The sequence below is a fragment of the Acinetobacter sp. ANC_7512 genome, assembly GCF_056779935.1.
On sequence record NZ_JBWYIX010000007.1, the window covers coordinates 1 to 26,518 of the forward strand.

A 26,518-nucleotide genomic window follows, 5' to 3' on the forward strand; every position below is an offset into this window, starting at 1 on the left:
GTGGTACAGTAGTAACTGGCCGTGTAGAAGCTGGTATCGTGAAAGTAGGCGAAGAAGTTGAAATCGTAGGTATCAAAGACACAGTTAAAACTACAGTAACTGGCGTTGAAATGTTCCGTAAACTTCTAGACGAAGGCCGTGCGGGCGAGAACTGTGGTATCTTATTACGTGGTACTAAGCGTGAAGACGTACAACGTGGTCAAGTACTTTCTAAACCAGGTGCGATCAAGCCACACACTAAATTCGATGCGGAAGTATACGTACTTTCTAAAGAAGAAGGTGGTCGTCACACTCCATTCCTTAACGGTTACCGTCCACAGTTCTACTTCCGTACGACTGACGTAACTGGCGCGATTCAATTGCAAGAAGGCGTTGAAATGGTTATGCCTGGTGACAACGTAGAAATGTCAGTAGAATTAATCCACCCAATCGCAATGGACCCAGGTCTACGTTTTGCGATCCGTGAAGGTGGTCGTACAGTTGGTGCTGGTGTTGTTGCTAAAGTAACTGCATAATAGAAGTACAAACGAAAACCGAGAGTTTCGATTCTCGGTTTTGTTATAGGTCAGTAGTTCAATTGGTAGAGCGTCGGTCTCCAAAACCGAATGTTGGGGGTTCGAGTCCCTCCTGGCCTGCCAAATTATTTTTGATAAAAAGCTTGATGCTGGCTAAACTGGTCATATAATAAGTCGCGAATTCAACGACGAGTACAAAAATGTCGAATGATAAATCGCGTGACGCATTAAGCGACGCGCCAATTCCTCAAAGAAACAATTCCGCTGAAGTCGTTAAATCTGGTTCACCAGTTGACGTGATTTTATGGATTATTGCATTGGCATTACTTGCTGGTGCACTTATGGTAAATCAACATCTTCCAGCATATTGGGTTCCCGCAAACAATATTTGGGTGCGTGTGGGGGTAATTTTGGCTTGTATCGTTGTGGCTTTAGGTTTATTATACGCCACCCATCAAGGCAAAGGCTTTGTTCGTTTGTTGAAAGACTCACGCATTGAACTGCGTCGAGTGATTTGGCCAACAAAGCAAGAAACAGTAACTGCATCATGGCAAGTGTTACTTGTTGTTGTAATCACCGCTATTGGTTTATGGTGTTTTGATTACATTATTAGTTGGTTGATGAAGTTTATTATCGGGTAAAAGAGCTATGAAACGTTGGTACATTATTCATGCCTATTCAGGTTATGAAAAACAAGTGATGCGTTCGCTTAATGATCGAATCCAGCGTAGCGCTGTTGCCGATAGCTTTGGTGAAGTCCTTGTTCCTACTGAAGAAGTGGTAGAGATGAAGGATGGTAAGAAACGTAAGTCAGAGCGTAAATTCTTTCCAGGCTATGTGTTAGTTGAAATGGAAATGAATGACGATACTTGGCACATTGTTAAAGAATGTCCAAAAGTGCTCGGATTTATTGGTGGTACGGCAGAAAAGCCTGCTCCAATTACGCAAAAAGAAGCTGACGCGATTCTTGCACGTGTACGCAATACTGGCGAAGCACCTCGTCCTAAGACAATGTTCGAGCCAGGCGAAGAATTATTGGTTACTGATGGTCCATTCACAGACTTTAAAGGTGTGGTGGAAGAAGTTCAGTACGAAAAGTCACGCTTAACGTTGACGATTAATGTATTCAATCGACCAACTCAAGTTGAATTGGAATTTCGCCAAGTCGAAAAAACAATTTAATCTGAATTGGTTGAAAACGCCCGATTTTATTAATCGGGCATTGTTGTTGTAACGGTATCGTTACTTGTAAATATTGGGGAGCCTTAATCGGCGTTTGTACCCAGAGGTAATTGAAATGGCTAAGAAGATTGACGGCTATATCAAGCTGCAAGTTCCAGCTGGTAAAGCGAATCCATCTCCACCAATCGGTCCTGCACTAGGTCAACGTGGTGTAAACATCATGGCATTCTGTAAAGAATTCAATGCTGCTACACAAAAACTTGAAGCTGGTCTTCCGATTCCTGTAGTGATCACTGTGTACAACGACAAGTCGTTCACATTTATCATGAAAACTCCACCTGCTGCTATTCTGCTTAAGAAAGCTGCTGGTATCCAAAAGGGTTCAGCTGTACCTAACAAAACTAAAGTTGGTAAGTTGACTCGTGCTCAATTAGAAGAGATCGCGACTACTAAAGAACCAGATTTAACTGGTGCTGACTTAGACGCGCGTGTACGTACCATTGCTGGTTCTGCACGTTCTATGGGCTTGGAAGTGGAGCTTTAAGACATGGCTAAATTAACTAAACGTCAAAAAGCGATTGCAGCTGCTGTAGAAGCGAACAAAGTTTATACTTTGGAAGAAGCTGTAGCAGTACTTTCTAGCCTTCCAGCTGCTAAATTCAAAGAATCTTTGGATGTAGCTGTAAATCTAGGTGTTGATCCTCGTAAATCTGACCAAGTTGTTCGTGGTGCGACTACACTTCCTGCAGGTACTGGTAAAACTGTACGTGTAGCTGTGTTTGCTCAAGGCGCTGCTGCTGAAGCTGCTAAAGCTGAAGGCGCGGACGTAGTTGGTTTTGATGACCTTGCTGAAAGCATTCAAGCGGGTAACCTTGACTTTGACGTAGTGATTGCTGCTCCAGATGCAATGCGCGTTGTAGGTAAGTTAGGTACAATCCTTGGTCCACGTGGCTTAATGCCAAACCCTAAAGTGGGTACTGTAACTCCTGACGTAGCAACTGCAGTTAAAAATGCAAAAGCTGGTCAAGCACGTTACCGTGTAGACAAAGCGGGTATCATCCATGCTGCGATCGGTCAAGTAGGTTTCACTGCTGAAGCTGTTCGTCAAAACGTTGAAGCTCTTGTAGCTGACCTTAAGAAAGCAAAACCTGCAACTTCTAAAGGTGTTTATATCAAAAAGATCACTTTAAGCTCAACTATGGGTCCTGGTCTTACTATTGATGTAACTAACGTTTCTAACTAAGTTTAACTTAGACAGAATTTTAAAGCCCTGAGTAAGATTTGAAGCGCTGCTTCAAATCTTACGCAAGATACCGGTTTTGGATTTCTTGCGAACTTAGGCAAACTTTGAATTGGTAAATGAGAATTTATCAGCGTCAAAGACCTCAGGCGAGGGGAGTTTTATGCTTCGCTCTTAATATTCCAGCCTGCGTAGACGCGGTGGTGTGATTTAGTTCATCCTCCGCGTGTTGACTCAGTGATGAGTTAACGAACTGGGAGTGTACTTCGCGTGAGTACATAAATCACCGTTAGGAGGTTTTACAATGGCTCTTCTTATCGAAGACAAAAAACAGATCGTAGCTGAAGTTAACGCTGTTGCTTCTACTGCTTTCACTGCTGTTGTTGCTGACTACCAAGGTTTAACTGTTGAGCAATTAACTGCTCTTCGTGTTGAAGCTCGTAAACTAGGTGTTACTACACGTATCGTGCGTAATACTTTAGCTAAACGTGCTCTTCAAGATACTCAGTTCGATATCTTGAACGACAACCTTGTTGGCCCAACAATTTTAGCTTTCTCGACTTCTGAAGACGACATGGGCGCAGCTGCTCGTTTGTTTGAAGAATTTGCTAAAACTAATAAAGCATTTGAACTTAAAGCTGCTGCATTCGATGGCAAGGTTTATCAAGGTGCTGAAGTTAGCGTAATCGCGAACCTTCCGAACCAAGAAAAAGCGCTTACTATGCTTGCAAATGTTCTTCAAGCTCCTATTTCGAAATTGGGTCGCCTTATTACTGCGCTCAAAGAGAAAAACGAGTCAGAAGCTGCTTAAGCTTAATAAATCAATTTCCACACCATTCAATATCCATTTGGAGTTATTCTCATGGCTTTAACTAACGAAGAAATCTTAAACGCAGTTGCTGAAAAAACTGTTCTTGAACTTGTTGAACTTATCTCTGCTTTTGAAGAGAAATTCAATGTATCTGCTGCTGCTGTAGCTGTAGCTGCTGCTCCAGGTGCTGGCGCTGCTGCTGCTGAAGAGCAAACTGAATTCAACGTAGAGTTGACTTCTTTCGGTGCTAACAAAGTTGCTGTAATTAAAGCAGTTCGTGAAGCAACTGGTCTTGGTCTTAAAGAAGCTAAAGATTTAGTTGAAGGCGCTCCAGCTCTTCTTAAAGAAGGTGTTTCTAAAGAAGAAGCTGAAGAACTTAAGAAGAAACTTGAAGAAGCTGGTGCTCAAGTTACTGTTAAGTAATTTCGCCATGGGGTCAATATTAATTTGACCCCAAAAATTGGCTGATGGCTCTTGGGTCATCAGCCTTTTTGCGTTACAATTATCGGCTCGATTTTTGTTAACTTGGTGTAAAAATCATCAATACTAACTATAATTGAATAAAATCAAACGCTTACCAATATTTTTCCATGTTTAAAAATATTGTTAAGCGTTTTAATACCACTGAACATTGCAGCATTTGAACAAAGTGGTGGTCATATCGACCTGCGTAATTCCTTCTAGACCCGTTCTGCAGGCGGGTTTAGTTTACTTTCCGAGGACTCCAGATGGCATACTCATATACCGAAAAGAAACGGATCCGTAAGAATTTTGGTAAATTGCCCCAAGTGATGGATGCTCCGTACCTGCTCGCGATTCAAGTCGACTCGTACAGAACGTTCCTTCAAGATGGCAAAACACCAAAAAACCGCGAAGATATCGGTCTCCAAGCCGCATTTCGTTCAGTTTTTCCAATTGAAAGTTATTCTGGGAATGCTGCTTTAGAATTCGTTGAGTATAGCCTTGGTAAACCAGAGTTTGACGTTCGCGAATGTATTCTTCGTGGCTCAACTTATGCGGCACCAATGCGCGTAAAAATTCGTTTGATCATTAAAGATCGCGAAACGAAATCAATTAAAGACGTACGTGAACAAGAAGTGTACATGGGTGAAATGCCACTTATGACACAGAATGGTACGTTCGTGATCAATGGTACTGAGCGTGTAATCGTATCTCAATTACATCGTTCACCTGGTGTGTTCTTTGATCATGATAAGGGTAAGACGCATTCAAGTGGTAAGGTGCTTTATTCAGCACGTATCATTCCTTACCGTGGTTCATGGTTAGACTTTGAGTTTGATGCTAAAGATTTAGTATACGTTCGTATTGACCGTCGTCGTAAGTTACTTGCGACTGTGATTCTTCGTGCCTTGAACTATACAAACGAACAAATTCTAGACATGTTCTATGAAAAGGTTCCTGTATATCTAGACATGGGCAGCTATCAAATTGACTTGGTTCCAGAGCGTCTGCGTGGCGAAATGGCACAATTTGATATCACAGACAATGACGGTAAGACAATCGTTGAGCAAGGTAAACGTATTAATGCGCGTCATGTTCGTCAAATGGAAGCTGCAGGCTTAACTAAACTTCCAGTACCTGATGAATATTTATATGAGCGTATTACTGCTGAAGATATTACATTACACAATGGTGATGTGATTGCTGCAAACACGGTTCTTAGCCATGAAGTGATGGTTAAAATCGCTGAAGGCGGCGTTAAGCAATTTAACGTACTTTATACCAATGACATCGATCGCGGTTCATTCGTAGCTGATTCATTACGTGCTGATACGACTTCTGGTCGTGAAGAAGCGCTTGTAGAAATTTACAAGGTAATGCGTCCAGGTGAGCCACCAACGAAAGAAGCTGCAGAAAACTTATTCAATAACTTGTTCTTCTCTTCTGAACGTTATGACTTATCACCAGTTGGTCGTATGAAGTTCAACCGTCGTTTGGGTCGTCCTTACGAAGTGGGTACAGATCAGAAGTCACGTGAAGTTGAAGGTATTCTTTCAAACGATGACATCATTGACGTATTAAAAACACTGGTTGAAATCCGTAACGGTAAAGGTGAAGTCGATGATATCGACCACCTAGGTAACCGTCGCGTACGTTCTGTTGGCGAAATGACAGAAAACCAATTCCGTGTTGGTCTAGTTCGTGTTGAACGTGCTGTGAAAGAGCGTTTATCACAAGCAGAGACAGATAACTTGTCTCCACAAGACTTGATCAATGCAAAACCAGTAGCGGCTGCAATCAAAGAATTCTTTGGTTCAAGTCAGTTATCTCAGTTCATGGATCAAAACAACCCATTGTCTGAAATTACACACAAACGTCGTGTATCAGCATTAGGTCCAGGTGGTTTAACACGTGAACGTGCGGGCTTCGAAGTACGTGACGTACATCAAACTCACTACGGTCGTGTTTGTCCAATTGAAACGCCTGAAGGTCCAAACATTGGTTTGATCAACTCATTATCTGTATATGCGAAAGCGAATAGCTTTGGTTTCTTAGAAACTCCATATCGTAAAGTTGTTGATGGTCGTGTAACGGATGAAGTTGAATATTTATCAGCAATTGAAGAAGTAGGTACTGTGATTGCACAGGCCGATTCTCAATTGGATAAAGATGGCAACTTAACAGAAGAGTTCGTATCTGTTCGTCACCAAGGTGACTTCGTACGTATGCCGCCAGAAAAAGTAACGCACATGGACGTATCTGCTCAGCAGGTTGTTTCTGTGGCTGCGTCACTGATTCCATTCCTTGAACACGATGATGCGAACCGTGCATTGATGGGTTCCAACATGCAACGTCAGGCTGTTCCTACGCTGATTGCTGACAAGCCTCTTGTTGGTACAGGTATGGAAGCGAACGTGGCGCATGACTCAGGCGTGTGTGTGATCGCGAAACGTGGCGGGCGTATTGAATACGTAGATGCATCTCGTGTCGTTATTCGTGTGAATGAAGATGAAATGGTTGCGGGTGAAGCAGGTGTAGATATCTACAACTTGATTAAGTACACACGTTCAAACCAAAACACATGTATTAACCAAAAAGTGCTTGTGAACCTAGGCGACAAAGTTGGTCGTGGTGATGTACTTGCTGATGGTCCATCAACTGATGGCGGTGAATTGGCACTTGGTCAAAACATGCGTGTCGCGTTCATGACTTGGAACGGTTATAACTACGAAGACTCGATCTTATTATCTGAGCGTGTTCTTCAAGAAGATCGTTTGACGTCTATTCACATTCAAGAACTCTCTTGTGTCGCGCGTGATACTAAACTTGGTTCAGAAGAAATTACTGCTGATATCCCGAACGTAGGTGAGGCTGCACTTTCTAAGCTTGATGAATCAGGTATTGTCTATATCGGTGCTGAAGTAACTGCTGGCGACATCTTAGTTGGTAAAGTAACACCTAAGGGCGAAACGCAGTTGACTCCTGAAGAAAAATTGCTTCGTGCAATCTTTGGTGAAAAAGCAGCTGATGTGAAAGACTCTTCACTTCGTGTTCCATCTGGTACGAAGGGTACAGTCATCGACGTTCAAGTGTTTACTCGTGATGGTATCGAGAAAGACGAACGTGCTCAAGCGATTGAAAAAGCTCAACTTGATGCATACCGTAAAGATTTGAAAGAAGAATACAAAATCTTCGAAGAAGCTGCACGTGAGCGCGTTGTACGTTTGTTGAATGGTCAAGAGTCTAATGGCGGCGGTACAACAAAACGTGGCGATAAGTTAACTGATGAAGTTCTTTCAAATCTAGAACTTGTTGATCTACTTGATATCCAACCAGTAGATGAAGGCATCGCGGAGCGTTTAACTCAAATTCAAGTATTCTTGAAAGAGAAGAGTCTTGAAATCGATGAGAAATTCGCTGAGAAAAAACGCAAGCTTTCTACAGGTGATGAGTTAACAACTGGCGTATTGAAAGTTGTTAAAGTTTACCTAGCAGTAAAACGTCGTATTCAGCCTGGTGATAAGATGGCGGGTCGTCATGGTAACAAAGGTGTTGTATCAAACATCTTGCCAGTTGAAGACATGCCACATGATGCGAATGGTGTTCCAGTAGATATCGTATTGAACCCACTAGGTGTACCTTCACGTATGAACGTGGGTCAGATTCTTGAAACTCACTTGGGTATGGCTGCGAAAGGTCTTGGTGACAAGATCGATCAAATGTTGAAAGAACAACGTACTGTACTTGAACTTCGTGAATTCTTAGACAAGATTTACAACAAAGTTGGTGGCGAGCAAGAAGATCTTGATAGCTTAACTGATGATGAAATCTTGGCACTTTCAGGCAACCTCCGTAAAGGTGTTCCACTTGCAACACCAGTATTTGACGGTGCCGAAGAAGGTCAAATCAAAGAGTTATTAGAACTATCTGGTCTTTCACGTACTGGTCAGACAGTACTGTATGATGGCCGTACTGGTGAACGTTTTGACCGTCCTGTAACTGTAGGTTACATGTACATGTTGAAATTGAACCACTTGGTTGATGACAAGATGCATGCGCGTTCTACAGGTTCTTACTCGCTTGTAACGCAACAGCCGCTTGGTGGTAAAGCACAATTCGGTGGTCAGCGTTTCGGTGAGATGGAGGTCTGGGCACTCGAAGCATATGGCGCAGCTTATACGCTTCAAGAAATGCTGACTGTGAAGTCGGATGACGTTGAGGGTCGTACCCGTATCTATAAGAACATTGTAGATGGTAACCATTATATGGACCCAGGTATGCCTGAATCGTTCAACGTATTGACCAAAGAGATCCGTTCTTTAGGTATCAACATTGAACTGAAAAATGGTGACTAAATCCCCCTCAATCCCCCTTTGATAAGGGGGAGACTAACCCCTCTTTAAAAAAGAGGGGTTAGGGGAGATTACCAATTCAGTTAAAAAACAATATTTGTGACCCAGTTGTGAAGTGAAAATCTCCACAACACACGGAGAAAAAAATTGAAAGACTTGCTCGATATCATGCGCAAAAAGACGGATTCAGACGGTCATGCTCCTGTAGAGTTTGATCGCATCCGTATTGGTCTTGCGTCACCAGAAATGATTAAGTCATGGTCTCATGGTGAAGTTAAAAAGCCAGAGACAATTAACTATCGTACGTTCAAACCTGAACGTGATGGTTTATTCTGTGCCAAAATTTTTGGTCCAGTAAAAGATTACGAATGCTTGTGTGGAAAATACAAGCGTATGAAATACAAAGGTGTCATTTGTGAAAAATGTGGCGTTGAAGTAACAACTGCGAAAGTTCGTCGTGAACGTATGGGTCACATTGAGCTTGCTTCACCAGTTGCACACATTTGGTTCTTAAAATCACTGCCTAGCCGTATCGGTCTTCTTTTAGACATGACGCTACGTGATATCGAACGTGTATTGTATTTCGAATCTTACGTTGTAACAGATCCTGGTATGACTCCTTTCGAAAAATACCAACTTCTGAATGACGAAGAATACTTCACAGCATTAGAAGAGCACGGTGATGAATTCACTGCGAAAATGGGTGCTGAAGCAGTTCAAGATTTGTTGAAAGACATTGATCTTGAAGCTGAGATTTCTCGTTTACGTGAAGAAATTCCGAATACAACTTCTGAAACGAAGCTTAAGAAAGCATCTAAGCGTTTGAAGTTAATGGAAGCGTTCAAAGAGTCGAATAACAAACCAGAATGGATGGTGTTGACTGTACTTCCAGTACTACCACCAGATCTTCGTCCGCTTGTACCACTTGAAGGTGGTCGTTTCGCGACATCTGATTTGAACGATCTTTATCGTCGTGTGATTAACCGTAACAACCGTTTAAAGCGTCTTCTTGATCTAGCTGCTCCAGATATCATCGTACGTAACGAAAAACGTATGTTGCAAGAGTCTGTAGATGCATTGTTAGATAACGGTCGTCGTGGTCGTGCAATTACTGGTTCGAACAAACGTCCTCTTAAATCTTTGGCAGACATGATCAAAGGTAAACAAGGTCGTTTCCGTCAAAACTTACTTGGTAAGCGTGTTGACTATTCTGGTCGTTCGGTAATTACTGTAGGTCCTACTTTACGTCTTCACCAATGTGGTCTTCCTAAGAAAATGGCACTTGAGTTATTCAAGCCGTTTATTTTCGCGAAATTACAAGCGTCTGGCCAAGCAACTACCATTAAAGCTGCGAAGAAAATGGTTGAGCGTGAGACTCCAGAAGTTTGGGACGTTCTTGCATCTGTGATTCGTCAACATCCAGTGATGTTGAACCGTGCGCCAACACTTCACCGTTTAGGTCTTCAAGCATTTGAGCCTGTACTGATTGAAGGTAAAGCGATCCGTCTACACCCACTCGTATGTGCTGCGTTCAACGCCGACTTCGATGGTGACCAAATGGCGGTACACGTTCCATTAACACTTGAAGCTCAATTAGAAGCTCGTGCGTTAATGATGTCAACCAACAACATCTTGTCTCCAGCAAACGGTGAACCAATCATCGTTCCATCGCAAGACGTTGTCTTAGGCTTGTATTACATCACGCGTGATGCAATCAATGCCAAAGGTGAAGGCATGGTGTTCGCGGATACTCATGAAGTAAACCGTGCGCTTGCAACAGGTCAAGTTGATTTACATGCTCGCGTTAAAGCTCGTGTACATCAAACTGTGATCAATGAAAATGGTGAGCGTGAGCAACAAACGATTATCGTTGATACAACGCCAGGCCGTTGTTTACTTTGGGAAGTTGTGCCAGAAGGTTTAAGCTTCGAGCAAATCAACGTTGAGATGACCAAAAAGAACATCTCTAAATTGATTAACTCTTGCTACCGTAAGCTTGGTTTGAAAGATACTGTTATTTTTGCTGACCAATTGATGTACCTCGGTTTCCGTCAAGCAACACGTTCAGGCGTGTCTGTTGGTATGGAAGACATGGTGATTCCACCTGCGAAGTATTCAATCATCGAGAAAGCTGAAGTTGAAGTTCGTGAAATTGAGCAACAATTCGAACAAGGTTTCGTAACTGCCGGTGAACGTTATAACAAAGTTGTCGATATTTGGGCGCGTACAAACGACCAAGTAGCGAAAGCGATGATGGATAACTTGTCTTACACGACTGTTAAGAACAAACAGGGCGAAGATGAGAAACAAAAATCATTCAACTCCATCTACATGATGTCTGACTCTGGTGCCCGTGGTAGTGCAGCACAGATTCGTCAGCTTGCAGGTATGCGTGGTTTGATGGCAAAACCGGATGGCTCGATTATTGAGACACCAATTAAAGCGAACTTCCGTGAAGGTTTGACCGTACTTCAGTACTTCATTTCAACACACGGTGCGCGTAAAGGTTTGGCCGATACAGCATTGAAGACAGCGAACTCGGGTTACTTGACACGTCGTCTTGTAGACGTAGCGCAAGACTTAGTGATTACTGAGCCAGATTGCGGTACTTTTGACGGTCTTGTAATGACGCCATTCATTCAAGGTGGTGATGTTATCGAGAACTTAGGTACTCGTGTGCTTGGTCGTGTATTAGCTGAAGATGCGAAGCGACCAGGTTCTGATGAAGTAGTATTGCCACGTAATACACTCATCGATGAGAAACTTGCAAACTACCTAGAAGAGCAAGGTGTCGATGAAGTTAAAGTACGTTCAGTAGTAAACTGTGCATCTACTTTTGGTGTATGTGCGAAATGTTATGGTCGTGACCTTGCACGTGGTCACTTGGTGAATCCAGGTGAATCAGTGGGTGTAATGGCTGCTCAATCCATTGGTGAGCCAGGTACACAGTTAACGATGCGTACATTCCACGTGGGTGGTGCTGCGAGCCGAACTTCTGCTGCGAACAGTGTTCAAGTACGTAATGCAGGCTTTGTCCGTTTCCATAATGTGAAGACAGTGCAACACGCTAAAGGTCACTTAGTGTCTGTATCTCGTTCTGGTGAGATTGGTATCACTGATGACATCGGTCGTGAGCGTGAGCGTTATAAACTTCCTTACGGTGCCTCAATCTTGATTAAAGATGGTGGTGCGGTAGAAGCTGGCGGTATTGTAGCGACTTGGGATCCGCATACGCATCCATTGGTAACAGAAGTTGCTGGTAAAGCACGTTTCAGCCAAATCGCTGATGGTGTAACTGCAACATCGAAAACTGATGATGCAACTGGTATGACGACAGTTGAAATTTTACCTGTAACGTCTCGTCCCGCTTCTGGTAAAGACTTACGTCCAGCGATTGTATTAGATACAGTTGATGGTGGTGAACAGTTCTACTTCTTACCACAAAATACAATTGTGACTGTCCGTGATGGCGAAACAATTGGTGTGGGTGATGTAATTGGTCGTGTACCTCAAGAAACTTCACGTACTCGTGATATTACCGGTGGTCTTCCACGCGTAGCTGACTTGTTTGAGGCACGTAAGCCGAAAGAACATGCGATCCTTGCAGAAGTTTCAGGTGTTGTAAGCTTTGGTAAAGAAACTAAAGGTAAGAATCGTCTTGTGATCACACCGGATGATGGCTCAGAGATTTACGAAGAGTTAATTCCTAAGTGGCGTACGATTAACGTGTTTGAAGGTGAGCATGTTAACCGTGGTGAAACGATTTCTGATGGTCCGCAAAATCCACATGACATCTTACGTTTGAAAGGTGAAGTGGCGTTGACAAACTACATCGTGAATGAAGTTCAAGACGTATATCGTCTCCAAGGTGTAAAAATCAACGATAAGCACATTGAAGTCATCGTACGTCAAATGTTGCGTAAAGTTGAGATCATCGATGGTGGTGATACAAGCTTCATCAAAGGCGAGCAAGTGGATTACATCCGTGTTGTCCAAGAAAACCAAGCAGTACTTGCTCAGAACAAGTTCCCTGCGAAGTTTGAACGTCAATTGATGGGTATCACGAAAGCTTCACTTTCTACTGACTCGTTCATTTCTGCTGCATCGTTCCAGGAAACAACACGTGTGTTAACTGAAGCTGCTGTAACAGGTAAAGAAGATGATTTACGCGGTCTAAAAGAAAACGTGGTTGTTGGTCGCTTGATCCCAGCGGGTACAGGTTTGGCTTACCACTTAGAGCGTCGTCGTCAAGAAGCAGAAGCTGCTGAACACGAATTGGTTAATGACTTCTCTGAAGTTGACCAAGCGTTCTCACAAGCATTAAATGAAGATCAGTTTTAATCTAAACTGAATTAAGAAGGCACCTACAGGTGCCTTTTTTTATTGAATTTGATAATGTGAATTTGAGGCTAAATATCTATTTTGAAAAAAACTCTTTACAAATAGCATCATTTTCGCGTTGTCTTGTAACAGAAATTGAAAATTTTATTCTCTAGATCGCGATATGCTTATATAAATAGACAAAGAGGGACATCAAGATGAAAAAGTTAACAGCTGTCATGGCGATGGCAACCATATCTACAATGCTACTTGCAGGTTGTGAAAGCATGACGCCGAATCAACAGCGTATTGGTGCAGCTGCTGCAGGCGGTGCACTTGGTGGTGGTGTTGGTAATAATGTTGGTGGTGGTGTTGGTGCAACGCTTGGTGGTGGTGCAGGTGCCGCTGTAGGTAGTAAAGCTCAAGGGGGCTCAGATCGTAATGCCACTTATAGTGGTGTAGGCGGTGCAATCGGGTCTGCAGTCGGTAAAAGTATTTTTGGTGGTAACTCTGGCGCTGCAATTGGTGGTGCAATTGGCGGCGGTGCAGGAGCAGCGATAGAGCAAAAGCGATAGAACAAAATAATCGTTAATTTGCTAAAGTGATAAAAAAAGCGCTCATAGAGCGCTTTTTTTATTAACGGAAACGTGTGGCTTTTGCCTTCTTGCGACGGATATACACAGTTTTGTGAACTTCTGCGATCCGTAAGCCTGATTCATCCATAATATTCACAGTATAGTTACGGTAAACAGGAGCATGATTGCTAGCGAGCTCTTTGATGAGTTGTATTTCACTGGAATCAATGCGGATATCTGCATAAACAGTGCTACGACCAGGAGTTAAAAAATCGATGCTTGCAGCCTTATCCCAAACAATATATTTATCACCTAAGTGATACATGAGTAATGTCATATAGAATGGGTCAACCATAGAATAAAGGCTACCGCCAAAGTGGACACCCACAATATTTTTATTTTTTCGTGTAAGTGGCATTTTTACACGAATATGATGATTTTTTAAGTCGATTTTATCGATAGTAATGCCTGCGCCTTGAAAGGGTGCAAAGCTATTAAACATATACTTGGAGATTAACGGAATTGTCGTTAGCTTTTTCAAAATACTCATTTAGGTCAATTATTTTTATTTCATTAGTTAGCATACTAAAGTACAAAAAATATTCTGGCATTGATCGAAAATCATCGTAGACCAAGAAAACGGTCAATCAATAACAAAAAAGGTTGAGCATATTATGCAATTTGAATCGCATTGGATTAACACGACAGATCAACAAAAACTCTATGCTAAAACATGGGGAGATCGGAATAAGCCGGCATTGGTGCTTGTGCATGGTTATCCAGACAATCAAGAAGTATGGGAACCAATCATTTCGAATTTAATCGAAGATTATTTTGTTGTAACTTATGATGTGCGTGGCGCTGGTCAATCGAGCGTACCGAAAAAGATTCGCGCTTATGCATTAGCTCAACTGTCTTTGGATTTGGAGAGTGTGGTAAATCATCTGTTGCCAAATCGAAACTTTCATGTGGCAGCACACGATTGGGGCTCAATTCAAACATGGGAATCCGTAACAGAATCTAAATTTAAAGGTCGTATTCTTTCATATACCACTATATCTGGACCATGCTTGGACCATGCTGCTTATTGGATGCGTGAACAATTCAAACATCAAAAACCAAAGTTCTTTAAGCAATTGATTAAGTCTTGGTACATCGTACTATTTCAGCTACCCATAGTTGCACCGACGATGTGGAATTTTCTCAATCCAGATCGCTGGGGTAAAATATTTGAAATTCTTGAAGATACAAAAGGCTTACCTGTAAACCAAAATATCTCTAAGGATGGTGAGTATGGTGTGGCACTGTATCGGGCAAACTTTATTCCACGTCTAATGATGCCTCGTCAACGTCATGCGATTTGCCCCGTTCAAGCGGTAGTCTTAAAACGCGATAAATATGTAAGTCCAGAGTTGATTGACGAAATTCCAAAATGGGCGACAGGTTTTGAACGTGTTGAGCTAGATGCGAATCATTGGGCTGTTTTAAGTCGTGCCCAAGAGATCGCATCGTATATTAAACAATTTGCAAAAAAAAATGCGCAAGGCGAATAGAATCTGACGAGTGAAGGTATCAACCCCTGATGAGCAGATTTATTACAAACAAATTCTGATAAAATAGTTTTTTTGTCTGATTCCTATTTCTTATGTTTGCAATTCTTGCTGCCATTGGGGTCATGTTTGGCCTCTCTTTGGCTCGTGTGCCTGTGGTATTTGCACTGATCATTGGTGCTGTAACAGGAGGCCTATTGGCTGGTCTTGGTTTACAAGGCACTATGGAAGCGTTTAATGGTGGTTTGGGCAAGGGTGCCCAGATTGCTTTAGCTTATGGTGTACTTGGTGCATTTGCCTTAACTTTGGCTCGTTCAGGTTTGCCAGATCTTCTAGCATATAAAATGATTAATTCACTTAAAGGTGAGGCTAATCTTAAAATACAAAATCGTGTCAAATATGCCATCTTTGCAACGGTTGCAATAGCGGCTGTTTGTTCTCAAAACGTAATTCCCGTGCATATTGCTTTTATTCCTGTATTGATTCCACCATTATTGATGGTATTCAACCATTTAAAGCTTGATCGACGATTGGTTGCATGTCTACTCACATTTGGTTTATGTGCAACTTATATGTTGATCCCAGTCGGTTTTGGTGCAATTTTCCTAAATGATATTTTAGGTCAAAACATCAATACTTTTGGTGAACCACTTGGCTTCCAAATTGATTATGATCAAATCCCTTCTGCGATGGCGATTCCTGTGTTTGGGATGTTCGTAGGTTTATTAATCGCAGTGTTTTATAGCTATCGTAAACCACGAGAATATCGTGACATTCATGTCGAAGAACAACCACAAAGCATTTCGGGTGAAATGGGTGTTCAAGAAGGTTCTGCGAGACCGGAGGTTTCTAAATTTACGATTTATATGGCGGGGGGTGCTGTTTTAGCAACGCTTGCAGTGCAATTGTATTCTGATTCGATGATTTTAGCTGGTTTAGTCGGCGTGGCGATCCTAAGCTGTGCAGGTATTTTCAAGTGGAAAGAAGCTGACGATGTCATCATTACTGGTATGCGTATGATGGCACTCGTGGGTTTTATTATGATAGCAGCACAAGGTTTTGCAGCCGTGATCGGCGCTACTGGTCAGGTTCCAACGCTAGTTGAGGCTTCAGTCGCATGGATTGGTGATAGTCAAGGTTGGGCAGCATTCTGGATGTTACTCATCGGATTGTTAATTACACTAGGTATAGGATCATCATTCTCCACAGTGCCAATTCTTGCAATCATTTATGTCCCATTATGTATTCAGTTTGGTTTTAGTCCAGCAGCAACAATTGCGCTCATAGGTACTGCTGCAGCTCTAGGTGATGCAGGCTCTCCAGCTTCAGACTCGACTTTAGGACCAACATCAGGCTTGAATATGGATGGTCAACATGATCATATGAAAGACAGTGTGATTCCGACATTTATTCATTTCAATATTCCATTGATGATTTTTGGTTGGATCGCGGCAATGGTCCTATAACTACATTTAAAAAATGATTGAATAAAAGGCGATTAATATAATCGCCTTTTTTATTTTAAATCAGATTAAAATAGTAGGATTAAATAAAAAAATTCCGAGTAAAATAATATGATTAATAGGTTATTTAAAATAATTGATGGTTTTATAATTGACTAAATTGGTATGATTTAAAATAAATTATTATTATAATCAGTTATTTATAAATAAAATGTATTTTATTTAATTTTTGAGAGTTGCATATTAATTTTTGGCATGTTTATTATATTTAAATAGTGGTTTATTTAGATATTTCTTTCAGAGGTTATAATAATGTTAAATAAAATTGCACTGATTGTTTTAGTTGGGATGTCAGCAAATGCACTGGCAGGAGAATGGCAACTTAAGGTAGGTGCATCTGCAATTTCTCCAACGCAAGATACCACTGTGGCTGCTCTAGGAGGAGCTAAAGTGGAAGCCGATGATGAATTTGCTTTTACCCCTTCGGTGGAATATTTCTTTAATGATCAAATTTCTGCTGAATTATTATTAGCGACTCCAGTTCGCCATGATGTTTTGATTAATGGCGCTGATGCAGTGACGATTAAACATTTACCACCAACACTGACTGCGAAATATCATTTTAAAAATACCTCGGGATTTACACCTTATGTTGGTCTTGGTGCAACAGCATTTATTGCTTGGGATGAGCAAGGCGTTCAAAGTGTAAAAGAAGATTTTGGTTATGCAGCGCAGTTAGGTTTCAATTTCCAACCAGCTGATGCAAAAAACTGGGGTGTATTCGCTGACGTACGTTATGCAGATTTGAACCCTGAAGTGACTGTAGATGGAACAACAAAGTTCAAGCTAGATATAGATCCAGTCATCTACAGCATTGGTTACAGCTACAAATTCTAAAAATAAAGTTGCGCCTAGCCCTATTAATCAATAGGGCTTTTTTTATGTGTCGTACTATAACAGGTAGAAAATACCATATAAAAAAACAATTTTTTTCAATAATCTAGAAAGCTCATAACAGAGTAGTATGCATGAAGAACCAATTCATAAAACTCATCATTGTGCTGGCTGCATGTGGAAGTGTTCCAGTATTTGCAGCGAGTTTTGATTGCAAAAAAGCGCAGTCCGAAACTGAGAAAGCTGTTTGTGAACATCGTATCCTGAATGATGCAGATGTTAAAATGGCTGCCACTTATCAAATTCTTCGTCGTTTAGTACCGATGGGAATGCGATCAATCATTCAGAATGAACAAGTCAAATGGCTGGAATTACGTGATCAATGCCAAGCAAATTTGCAATGCTTAAATCATGTCTATCAAATGCGTCAGCAAAAACTAGAAATACATCTTGATCGAATTTACAAACAAGGTCCTTTTTAAAAAAAATTAATTTTGACCATTGAAAAAATTAGAAGCTACACCATTCATTAAGCATTCAAAAAAATTGTTTTGATGTGTTTAAGGAGTAGTTTATGAGCGAGCAGAATACACAAAAACATAGTTTCCAAGCGGAAGTTGCTCAGCTTTTACATTTAGTGACGCATTCACTTTATTCAAATCCAGAAATTTTCCTTCGTGAGCTAATTTCAAACGCTTCAGACGCATGTGATAAATTACGTTTTGAAGGGATTAATCATCCTGAATACTATGAAAATGATCCAGATTTACGTGTACGCGTACAATTGGATAAAGATAATAAAACCATCACCATTTCAGACAACGGTATTGGTTTAAGCCAACAAGAAGCTATTGATAATTTGGGTACGATTGCTAAATCTGGTACTAAAGACTTTATGTCTAAATTAACCGGTGATCAAAAGTCAGATGCACAGTTAATTGGTCAGTTTGGTGTCGGTTTTTATTCTGGCTTTATTGTCGCTGATAAAATCACAGTTGAATCACGTCGTGCAGGGGCTGAAGCTTCAGAAGGTGTACGTTGGATCAGTGGTGGTACAGGCGAATTTGAAGTTGAGCAAATTACAAAAGAAGGTCGCGGTACAGATATTATTCTACACTTGCGTGAAGACGCATTAGATTATTTGCAAAGTTATAAAGTAAAGCAAATTATCAATAAATATTCAGACCATATCAGTTTACCAATTCAAATGGAAAAAGAGGTATGGCAACAAGAAGAAGCGGCTGAGGGAGAAGAAGCCAAACCAGGCCAGTATGTCAAAACGGGTGAATGGGAGGCGATCAATTCTGCCAGCGCATTGTGGACACGTAGTAAGAATGACATTACTGAAGAACAGTATATTGAGTTTTATAAAAACTTAAGTCACGACTTTGAAGCACCGATTACTTGGGCGCATAACCGTGTAGAAGGGAGTACCGAATATACGCAATTACTGTATATCCCAAGTAAAGCACCGCACAACATTTTCTCACGTGAAGCGAAAGCAGGTATCAAGCTCTATGTGAAACGTGTCTTCATCATGGATGATGCAGATAATCTCATCCCGAACTATTTACGTTTCGTACAAGGTGTTGTGGATAGCGCAGACTTACCGTTAAATGTGAGTCGTGAGTTACTTCAAGAAAGTCGAGATGTTAAAACCATCCGTGAAGGCAACACACGTCGAATCTTAACAACTTTAGACACTTTAGCTAAATCTGAAGATGAAGCAGATCAAGAGAAATTTAAGAAGTTTTATGCTGAGTTTGGATCTGTCTTAAAAGAAGGTTTGGGTGAAGATTTCACCAATCGTGATCGAATTTTGAAGCTTCTACGCTTTGCAACTTCAAACAATGATGAGGTGACCACTTCATTGGCTGACTACAAAGCAGCAATGAAAGAAGGTCAAAAGGCGATTTATTATGTAACGGCGGAAAGCTTAGCGGCTGCTAAAAACTCGCCACAACTTGAGTTATTCAAGAAAAAAGGTATCGATGTTCTGCTAATGACTGAACGTGTAGATGAATGGGCAATGGAATTTGTTCATGAGTTTGACGGGACACCAATGCAGAATGTCGCAAAAGGTGCTGTAGACTTAGGTGATTTACAGGATGCTGAAGAGAAAAAAGCATTAGAAGCGGCAGCTGAGCAGTTTAAACCAGTGGTTGAAAAGCTGTCTGAGTCATTAAAAGACAAAACCAAAGAAGTGCGCGTAACCACTCGTTTGGTTGATTCTCCAGCGTGTCTGGTGACTGGTGAAGGCGAATTGTCTCCACAGTTGATTCGCATGTTAAAACAAGCAGGTCAAGCAGTCCCAGAAAGCAAGCCAATTTTAGAGATTAACCCTGAGCATCCATTAGTGAAAAAATTGGAAGGTTCAGCACAATTTGACGATCTTGCAAATGTAATTTTTGATCAAGCGATGATTGCGGAAGGTGGTTTACCAGAAGATCCAGCTGCATATTTAAAACGCATTAACAGCTTATTATTGAAATAAGCGCATATTTTAAATTGTGATCCAAAGCCTATCTTCGGATAGGCTTTTTTAATGCAGCGCCGTCGTAGGATGCAAAAGGAGCTATTTAAGCTTTGGGTTAAACTAGATAAATTTTTTCGATGTTGATGATAAAAAAATACGTCCAAGTTTCGATTTGTAAAACATATCAAAAAATAATAATTAATCTATAATAACGATCATTAAATATTGGGAATATTCTATGAAAACTTCAATGATGCTCGCATTTAGCATGTTTTGTTTGAGCTTAACCAATGTCACTTATGCAGAACAAGATGTGAAGAAAATTGTTCGAAATGATCGTGTAACCGTAGTGAAGCACCAAATTCCACAATTTGATATTAATCCTTTTGTGGATAGTAAACGTATCACACGCACAGATCGCGTCGGTTATGTTTTACCTAAAACTGAAGCTGAAGCATCTCCTAAAAAAACACGTATTACACGTAATGATCGTATCGTGATTCAAAAGCCTGTCATTTGAGAATCTAAGATCCAAAAAAGCCCATCAATGATGGGCTTTTTTATGACTATTATCGAGCGCTAAAATCTAGCTTCAAGACGAACTAAAGCACGAGGATAGTGTGATCGATCTTCACGCTTATCATTAAAATAGTTAAGATCACCTTGAACAAAGAACCATTCGCGGAATAAGGGTTGGCGCCACGAAACAAAAGGTCCCCAACTGTTCATACGTAAATCATCGTTGTTGTAATAACCACCCACATACATACCGTAGTTAAAGCGGTTATCATGGAAAAACTGATGTTGGCGATAGGTACGATTATCCCAAGTCCAATCATCATCCTGCTCATCTGCATAAGTTAGATAAAGCTGATTTGAAATAAACGCTTCATTTGGACGTGCGTGGGTGAGTTCCAAATTGGTTCTTAGATAATTTTCACTATCTATACCATAACGATAGATTTGTTCAGCATGAAAGGAAAAATCATTCCCGAGAGTCCAATCTTTTTTTGCCTTCAAGCGGGCATAAATGTCATCTCCAGATCGAATACCTAAATCAGCATCTAAATCGAAAGGTAACTTATCAGACAGTTGTGACCAACGTAAGGCGATCGAACTGTTATCTTCACGGATTCGCTTAGTGTCGACATTTTTGTCGGGATCAGCAGCGGGATTTTCATTGGTAATGGCAATATTGTTGTCAATTTCATTATCCAGTGAATCATCACCAAAGACTAAACTTAATTTACGCTCTAAGGTTGGTAAGTCGATTTTACCGCGTATACGTGGCTTGAATTCGTAATCATCATACTTATTCCATTTATTATCAAAGATTACACGTAGCGTTGCTTTGGCGGTTTCATCTTCATAACCTTCACCAAACCAACCATCGATTCGCTGAGCGGTTCGGTCTGCCCAGTGGCGAATCGATTTTTGACGTCGGTCAATCCATGATAAATCTTCAGTCGCTTGGGTCGGGGCGTATATTTTTTTATTGGATTGTTCAGGGAATAGAGTGGGGGTTGAATCTACCATGCGAGGAACGTAGTTAATCCAACCTAAGCTATTTTCATCCGATGTTGGCCAATCTTTTTGTTGAAATTCTAAAGGATAGTCTAAAGTAGAGAATTCGCTACTGACACTGATTTCATCTGTTTGATAAGGATCAGTCAAGTGATCTATCTGATCTTGGCTATACACGAAAGTACTTAAAAAGCTACAACTTAAGACAAGACTTAAGGTTGACGGTTTGAATTGCTGCATGATTCTTTTCATATTCGCTCTAAGTCATTTTCATTGTTAAGCCACTGAATTTATTTATAAAATTAAAAATGGGCTTAAGCATCGTGATATTATTAAAAATCAATGTTTGATCTATTCTAATGAATTGTTCAACAAAATTCACAATAAACAACAATGAATTTGAAGTGATTTAAAATTGGAACAGATAATGAGAAGACTTGAAACTAAAATAATTTTATTAAATGATTGTTTTATAGATAAAAAAAGACCTCCTTGGGGAAAGAGGTCTATAAAAATTTACCATGTATAGAGTCATGCAGTGAATCTATACATGAAGTATATTCAGTTCCGATTCACTTGAATAGGCTTGTTTATGCAACGCTGAATTCTATTTTTATAACAGTCTAAATATGGCTTAAGTCATGCAACCTTAAACCAGTATTTAGGTTGTCGAAGGTGTTTTATGATTTGCTTGGTGGTACTTCACAATGCTCATCAGTACAAGTTTCTGCATCTTCAACAGTGGGTTGATCTGTTTGTTCATTGGCAGTTGTTAATACTTTGTTAATCACATCTTGGAAGACTTCAGTCGGTTGAGCACCAGCTAAAGCTACACGCTGATCGAATACAAAGAATGGTACGCCAGTCACTTTCAATTGATCACGTGCAAGTTCTTCATCAAATTGGACAAAATCGGCATATTGATCAGAATCCAAAATATCATCCACTTCAACTGGATTCAAACCAATGCGCGAAGCAACATCTTCGAGGGTTTCACGCTCGCCAATGGCTAAACCTTGGGTCATATAGCTATAGAAAAAGGCTTCTTTTGCTTCCGAACCCAATCCTAAGCTTTGTGCATGATGAATAATTCGATGGGCGTTGAATGTATTTCCTGAGTTGGCATTTTCCCAATTGAACTCGATGCCTTCTGCTTTTGCCATTTCCGCAATATTGCGTTGCATTTCTTCAACTTCAGCGACAGTACGCCCATATTTTAATGCTAAACGTTCGCTATTTGAGACTTCTTGACGTGGCGGTGCATCAGGATCTAGCTGAAAACTGTGCCAATGGACTTCAAGTTCTACACCAGTTGCAGCTGCTGCTGCTTCTAAACGTTTTTTTCCGATATAGCAAAAAGGGCATACTACATCTGACCACACATCTACACGCATAAAAAATCTCTAATCATCATTTATGAATCTATAGTGTGGGCAATGACAACAAAATTAAAGGTCTAAATCTGAAACGCAGAGTTTCAATCCGATATATTTCTGTCGAAAATATGAATTTTGCGTAATAAATTATTGAAACTTGATCACAGAATCACGAATAAATCGACAAAATCACAGCAATATCCACTAAATTCATTCCTAATTCTGCTTAAAAAATATGCTATACAATACACATCATGTGCTTGTCATTGTTCGCAAGTAATTCATTACTCAAACAAAAAAAGGATAGGAGTTTGAGATGCGCGGAATTTTAGCGGTGGTTATCGTCATGGTGACCTTATTATTTGGTTATTGTGCCTACGCGCAAAATGAAAAAAATGATGAAGTGCAACGTCAACAATTTGATTTGGTGATGACAGAAAAAATTGAGCAGCTTTATGTTCAAGCGAAGGATTGGAAGACCCCTCTGAATTTTAAAGTTGAAGATAAGCGTTTGAATGGTGACTATAAAGTACTTTCTGAATTTATTTTGAAGTATTGGGTAGACAATATTGAATCACGAAATATGTATTTACGTGAGTTAGATCAAGCCAAGTGGGATGAGTTTCTGAACGTTCGTCGCCTAGAATTAGATAAAAAGAATAAATATCAAGACACCGAAAAGATGTTTGTCCAAGTGAAGAAAATTCAATCTGAATATCAAATGCGTGACCAACAAATTTATGCGACAGCTTTACAAGCGCTTGATGCTTTGGAGATGAAAGCAGACTTGCGTGAGCCAATGAAAGAAAAGTTAAAATTCAGCCGACAGCATAATAATGATCAAGCTTTGTTTGCTTTAGAACTTAAGATCACAAAAAAAGCTGAAGAAATGTTTGAGTTTTTGAAGAATCATGACTGGCAACGCCGTAACGAAATGATCCTATTTAAAAGTGATCTTAGTGTGAATCGTTTTAACGAGTTATATCGTGAATTAAATCAATTACAACGCGAAATTGATCAGTTAAAAAATCAAAATGCCGAAGTGATTGAAGCACAAACAGTGAATCAAAGTCCAAGTTCTGAACCCGTTGTTCAGGAAGAAACGCAATAAACATTCTTTCTTGGTTGTTTCTTTCAGCGTGGTTATAAAGAATGGACGCCTGTTTTACTCACGGAGTAAGGCAGAGAATGCTTTACTTGAAAGTAAATGTGCATCATGAACATGCTCAATTTTAGGATTAATGTGTGCTTTTTCTTTCCATTGATCTAAGGTGATACCATTATCGAGGACTTTTTTGTCATATAAATAGTTTGGAATTAAGCCTGGTAAGGTCACGCGATAATCTCGTGGAATTTGTCCTACTGCATGTTCTAATAAATCAAACAAGATGGTCGTACAATTACTGATATAGGTGTTATACCAAACTGGGGTATGATTTAGCCGATTGGCTTTGTTCAGGAATTCTAAAAACAACATCTGAATTTCGGTTTGATTCATTTGAATTGGATAAATATAGACATCTTCTTCGCGAATATTTGAGCGTGTATAAATCAAATCATTTTCATCACCTACGACCAGTGCTAATTCATACTGCCGAAAAAACCCGCCAATGGTGGAGAAACCTTCATCCTTTTCCTGACGAACCTCTAAAGAAAATGCGAGATGTTCGCCATCATCAAAACCAAATGTAATAAAAACATGCGCAATAGGACCTTGCATAAAATGAGATACCACTAAATCTATACGATCTAACTTTTCTAAATCGTATTGTCGTGTTTCCCATCGCGTCACGTAGTCTTTATCACTGTGCCAAATAAAATTTCTGACATTCTGTAATTCCACTTTGCCATCTTTGAATTGGAATTGAATAATTTTGTCGGTTTCATCCTGCCAAACGCGATCATTGCGCGGCTCTAAGGAAAAAAAGCTAATCATGGCAATCAAAAAAATAATCAAATACGCCCATGTGAAATAGGGCTTATAGCTGTGTTGCTTGAAATGGAATATCCCTGTAATGATGGCAAGTCCAACCCAAAACAAGATCAGTGCATAAGTGAAAATGGCATTAACAGGCTGATGTGTCCAAATGAATAAGATTGCCCAAAGTGATGTGAGACATAAAAATATAACGAGTAGGCTGTTTTTTATTTTAGTTTTCATGGCTGATGGATATGTATGAGTTTTCTATTTTTATAATGAATTGAAGTTAAGCTTTGAAGTCCATATTTGTAAAATCAGACCGAGTCTTGAAATTCAGTTGCTTAGCAAAACTTTTAAAAAACACTTGAAACCATTTATCTGAGTGCTGATGAATACGTAAATAAATTGGTGTAGTTTAATTAAAGAATGGTTCTATTTGTTTAGTTATTCTTGTTTCTTGATGCTCAATTTGAACGATGTATGTCAGAGTCTTACTTATGACTAATTCTAAATTATGTTTGATGTTTGGTGTGATCTCAGCCTTGCTGATGAGTTTGACTCATGCCGAAAATATTGCGAGCTTGCCTTCAATTCAATTGTTGGCGGACGATGACTTACGTGATGAAGTTGTGACGACTGTTACACCTTTTCAAGAAGATCAAAAGGTGCGTCAATCTTTGCAACATCAAGTGATCAAAAAAGAACAGGATATTCAAAATGCTGCTTTAGAGCAAAGTTCACCTGCACTGAATATTCAACCAAAAACCCCAGTGCCTGATATGAGTCATCTATCACCTTTACAGCAGCAGTATGTTTTGTCTGTTGCAGCAGGTTTACAGTCGAATGATCCGAGTTCAGGCATTTTTAGAATGTTGGAGCCTTTAGGGATTGATCGGGACAAAGCATTGAATCATATCCAACAGGGTGGAGGCGCGATTCCAATGACCTTTGATGAGCAACGTTTAAATCAGTTGTTGGGTGATGGATGGCGGAGTAATCTAAAATAAAATTTGATTTCTAAAGTATAAAAATTCCGCAAACAGCGGGATTGCTTCTAGTCACGTATCTAAACTTAAACACGTTTGATAATTTGCAAATTATCTTAAAGCCTAGGTAAATTATAGTAGATTAATTCACATGAATTTAAAGTGTTAAGATCTAAATTGATATTTTGTTGAGCAGATACATGGTTGCTCAAGTGTTGATTTTGTTGAGCACTAAAGCCCAAAAAAGAATTATAACCTTCAATTTGAATTTTATATTTCTGAATATTAAGGTTCAAATTTTGAGTTAAGCAATACTGCTTTAATGAGTATTCTCTCTTATTATCAGATAGCGTAAAATTTATCTTGTGAGTAACAGTATCAATAACATAAATAGAATGTTTGTGTGAGCCAATATTAATTTTTTGTTGATGAGTTGGATTAGCTTGTACCGTACCGTTAAATAGAAATTCTTTTATAACTGGCTTGCCAATGACTTCATTTATTTTGATCAGAGCGAAGTTTGAAAGCGTGATAAATTGCGGGAAAAATAACCTCCAAACAAAAAATAACACAAACCCTGTAAGAAGTATAAATATAAAATAATTCATGAATTTATTAATTTTTTTATAACGGAATTTTTTGCGATTCTCCTCAATTTCTCGGACATAAAACTGATTGATAATAACAAGAAAAATGGGAGTTAAAAAAGTAATAGCCAATCCATAAGCAATACTAGAAACTAATAGAGGATTAAAGAAAGGCAATTCATATTGATTTTCTAACTTCCATCCAAAATAGAAAATTATAAGACTGAGAACGATATAAAATACTGGATAGAAATATGTCTTTTTTTTCTTCATATTTATAAATT

Annotated in this window: 23 protein-coding genes and 1 tRNA gene; 19 read left to right on the plus strand and 5 right to left on the minus strand. The window is 39.9% G+C overall.

The window, feature by feature from the left end; genetic code table 11:
• From AC1M9H_RS07855 to AC1M9H_RS07905, 11 genes are all read left to right on the plus strand, one after another.
• On the plus strand, positions 1-515 hold a 515-nt coding region (locus tag AC1M9H_RS07855; protein WP_481613126.1), incomplete at its 5' end, for an EF-Tu C-terminal domain-related protein.
• Between the two features lie 47 nt (positions 516-562).
• Positions 563-638 (plus strand) — tRNA-Trp (locus tag AC1M9H_RS07860).
• Positions 639-715: 77 nt separating this feature from the next.
• Positions 716-1,156, plus strand: coding sequence for a preprotein translocase subunit SecE (gene secE, locus AC1M9H_RS07865; RefSeq protein ID WP_035265936.1), 441 nt, complete (start codon positions 716-718; stop codon positions 1,154-1,156).
• 7 nt (positions 1,157-1,163) lie between these two features.
• Complete coding sequence (gene nusG / locus AC1M9H_RS07870) at positions 1,164-1,697, plus strand: transcription termination/antitermination protein NusG (RefSeq protein ID WP_035265938.1); 534 nt, start codon at positions 1,164-1,166, stop codon at positions 1,695-1,697.
• Positions 1,698-1,812: 115 nt separating this feature from the next.
• The gene (gene rplK / locus AC1M9H_RS07875; RefSeq protein ID WP_004813566.1) at positions 1,813-2,241 is read left to right on the plus strand and encodes a 50S ribosomal protein L11; all 429 of its coding nucleotides are present in this window, start codon (positions 1,813-1,815) and stop codon (positions 2,239-2,241) included.
• A 3-nt stretch (positions 2,242-2,244) separates the two neighbouring features.
• The gene (rplA, locus tag AC1M9H_RS07880) at positions 2,245-2,940 is read left to right on the plus strand and encodes a 50S ribosomal protein L1 (RefSeq protein WP_035265940.1); all 696 of its coding nucleotides are present in this window, start codon (positions 2,245-2,247) and stop codon (positions 2,938-2,940) included.
• Positions 2,941-3,241: 301 nt separating this feature from the next.
• Positions 3,242-3,748 carry a 50S ribosomal protein L10 gene (rplJ, locus tag AC1M9H_RS07885; protein ID WP_035265941.1) on the plus strand — a complete coding sequence of 169 codons (507 nt, stop codon included), beginning with the start codon at positions 3,242-3,244 and terminating at the stop codon, positions 3,746-3,748.
• A gap of 51 nt (positions 3,749-3,799) precedes the next feature.
• Positions 3,800-4,171, plus strand: coding sequence for a 50S ribosomal protein L7/L12 (gene rplL, locus AC1M9H_RS07890; RefSeq protein WP_035265942.1), 372 nt, complete (start codon positions 3,800-3,802; stop codon positions 4,169-4,171).
• 305 nt (positions 4,172-4,476) lie between these two features.
• A complete protein-coding gene (gene rpoB, locus AC1M9H_RS07895; RefSeq protein WP_481590119.1) occupies positions 4,477-8,565 on the plus strand; it encodes a DNA-directed RNA polymerase subunit beta in 4,089 nt (1,362 codons plus the stop codon).
• Positions 8,566-8,709: 144 nt separating this feature from the next.
• Positions 8,710-12,903, plus strand: coding sequence for a DNA-directed RNA polymerase subunit beta' (gene rpoC / locus AC1M9H_RS07900; protein WP_035265945.1), 4,194 nt, complete (start codon positions 8,710-8,712; stop codon positions 12,901-12,903).
• Between the two features lie 197 nt (positions 12,904-13,100).
• Positions 13,101-13,457: a DNA transfer protein p32 gene (locus tag AC1M9H_RS07905; protein ID WP_481613127.1), complete on the plus strand. Its 357-nt coding sequence runs from the start codon at positions 13,101-13,103 to the stop codon at positions 13,455-13,457.
• A gap of 61 nt (positions 13,458-13,518) precedes the next feature.
• Here AC1M9H_RS07905 and AC1M9H_RS07910 read toward each other — a convergent pair whose 3' ends face one another.
• Positions 13,519-14,007, minus strand: a complete 489-nt coding sequence (locus AC1M9H_RS07910; RefSeq protein WP_035265952.1) for a DUF4442 domain-containing protein — start codon at positions 14,005-14,007, stop codon at positions 13,519-13,521.
• A gap of 124 nt (positions 14,008-14,131) precedes the next feature.
• Here AC1M9H_RS07910 and AC1M9H_RS07915 point away from each other — a divergent pair, with 124 nt between their 5' ends.
• From AC1M9H_RS07915 to AC1M9H_RS07940, 6 genes are all read left to right on the plus strand, one after another.
• A complete protein-coding gene (locus tag AC1M9H_RS07915) occupies positions 14,132-15,010 on the plus strand; it encodes an alpha/beta fold hydrolase (RefSeq protein ID WP_481613128.1) in 879 nt (292 codons plus the stop codon).
• Between the two features lie 92 nt (positions 15,011-15,102).
• A complete protein-coding gene (locus AC1M9H_RS07920) occupies positions 15,103-16,473 on the plus strand; it encodes a Na+/H+ antiporter family protein (RefSeq protein ID WP_092766629.1) in 1,371 nt (456 codons plus the stop codon).
• A 309-nt stretch (positions 16,474-16,782) separates the two neighbouring features.
• A complete protein-coding gene (locus AC1M9H_RS07925) occupies positions 16,783-17,367 on the plus strand; it encodes an OmpW/AlkL family protein (protein WP_092766630.1) in 585 nt (194 codons plus the stop codon).
• A gap of 131 nt (positions 17,368-17,498) precedes the next feature.
• On the plus strand, positions 17,499-17,846 hold the full coding sequence (locus AC1M9H_RS07930; RefSeq protein ID WP_035265964.1) for a lysozyme inhibitor LprI family protein: 348 nt from the start codon (positions 17,499-17,501) through the stop codon (positions 17,844-17,846).
• Positions 17,847-17,938: 92 nt separating this feature from the next.
• Complete coding sequence (gene htpG, locus AC1M9H_RS07935) at positions 17,939-19,858, plus strand: molecular chaperone HtpG (RefSeq protein WP_092766631.1); 1,920 nt, start codon at positions 17,939-17,941, stop codon at positions 19,856-19,858.
• A 220-nt stretch (positions 19,859-20,078) separates the two neighbouring features.
• Positions 20,079-20,360, plus strand: coding sequence for a hypothetical protein (locus tag AC1M9H_RS07940; protein ID WP_481588578.1), 282 nt, complete (start codon positions 20,079-20,081; stop codon positions 20,358-20,360).
• Positions 20,361-20,419: 59 nt separating this feature from the next.
• On the opposite strand, the gene AC1M9H_RS07945 is transcribed toward AC1M9H_RS07940, so the two are convergent.
• Together AC1M9H_RS07945 and AC1M9H_RS07950 are read right to left on the minus strand one after the other, a co-directional pair.
• Entirely contained in the window at positions 20,420-21,616 is a 1,197-nt protein-coding gene (locus AC1M9H_RS07945) for a hypothetical protein (protein ID WP_481613129.1), read from the minus strand.
• Between the two features lie 428 nt (positions 21,617-22,044).
• A complete protein-coding gene (locus tag AC1M9H_RS07950; RefSeq protein WP_481587402.1) occupies positions 22,045-22,758 on the minus strand; it encodes a DsbA family oxidoreductase in 714 nt (237 codons plus the stop codon).
• A 298-nt stretch (positions 22,759-23,056) separates the two neighbouring features.
• Here AC1M9H_RS07950 and AC1M9H_RS07955 point away from each other — a divergent pair, with 298 nt between their 5' ends.
• Positions 23,057-23,851: a hypothetical protein gene (locus AC1M9H_RS07955; protein WP_481613130.1), complete on the plus strand. Its 795-nt coding sequence runs from the start codon at positions 23,057-23,059 to the stop codon at positions 23,849-23,851.
• Positions 23,852-23,905: 54 nt separating this feature from the next.
• Here AC1M9H_RS07955 and AC1M9H_RS07960 read toward each other — a convergent pair whose 3' ends face one another.
• Positions 23,906-24,901, minus strand: a complete 996-nt coding sequence (locus AC1M9H_RS07960; RefSeq protein ID WP_481613131.1) for an Lnb N-terminal periplasmic domain-containing protein — start codon at positions 24,899-24,901, stop codon at positions 23,906-23,908.
• Positions 24,902-25,158: 257 nt separating this feature from the next.
• On the opposite strand from AC1M9H_RS07960, the gene AC1M9H_RS07965 reads away from it, so the two are divergent.
• The gene (locus tag AC1M9H_RS07965) at positions 25,159-25,668 is read left to right on the plus strand and encodes a hypothetical protein (protein WP_481593354.1); all 510 of its coding nucleotides are present in this window, start codon (positions 25,159-25,161) and stop codon (positions 25,666-25,668) included.
• A 95-nt stretch (positions 25,669-25,763) separates the two neighbouring features.
• On the opposite strand, the gene AC1M9H_RS07970 is transcribed toward AC1M9H_RS07965, so the two are convergent.
• On the minus strand, positions 25,764-26,507 hold the full coding sequence (locus AC1M9H_RS07970; RefSeq protein ID WP_481613132.1) for a hypothetical protein: 744 nt from the start codon (positions 26,505-26,507) through the stop codon (positions 25,764-25,766).
• Positions 26,508-26,518: the final 11 nt, after the last annotated feature.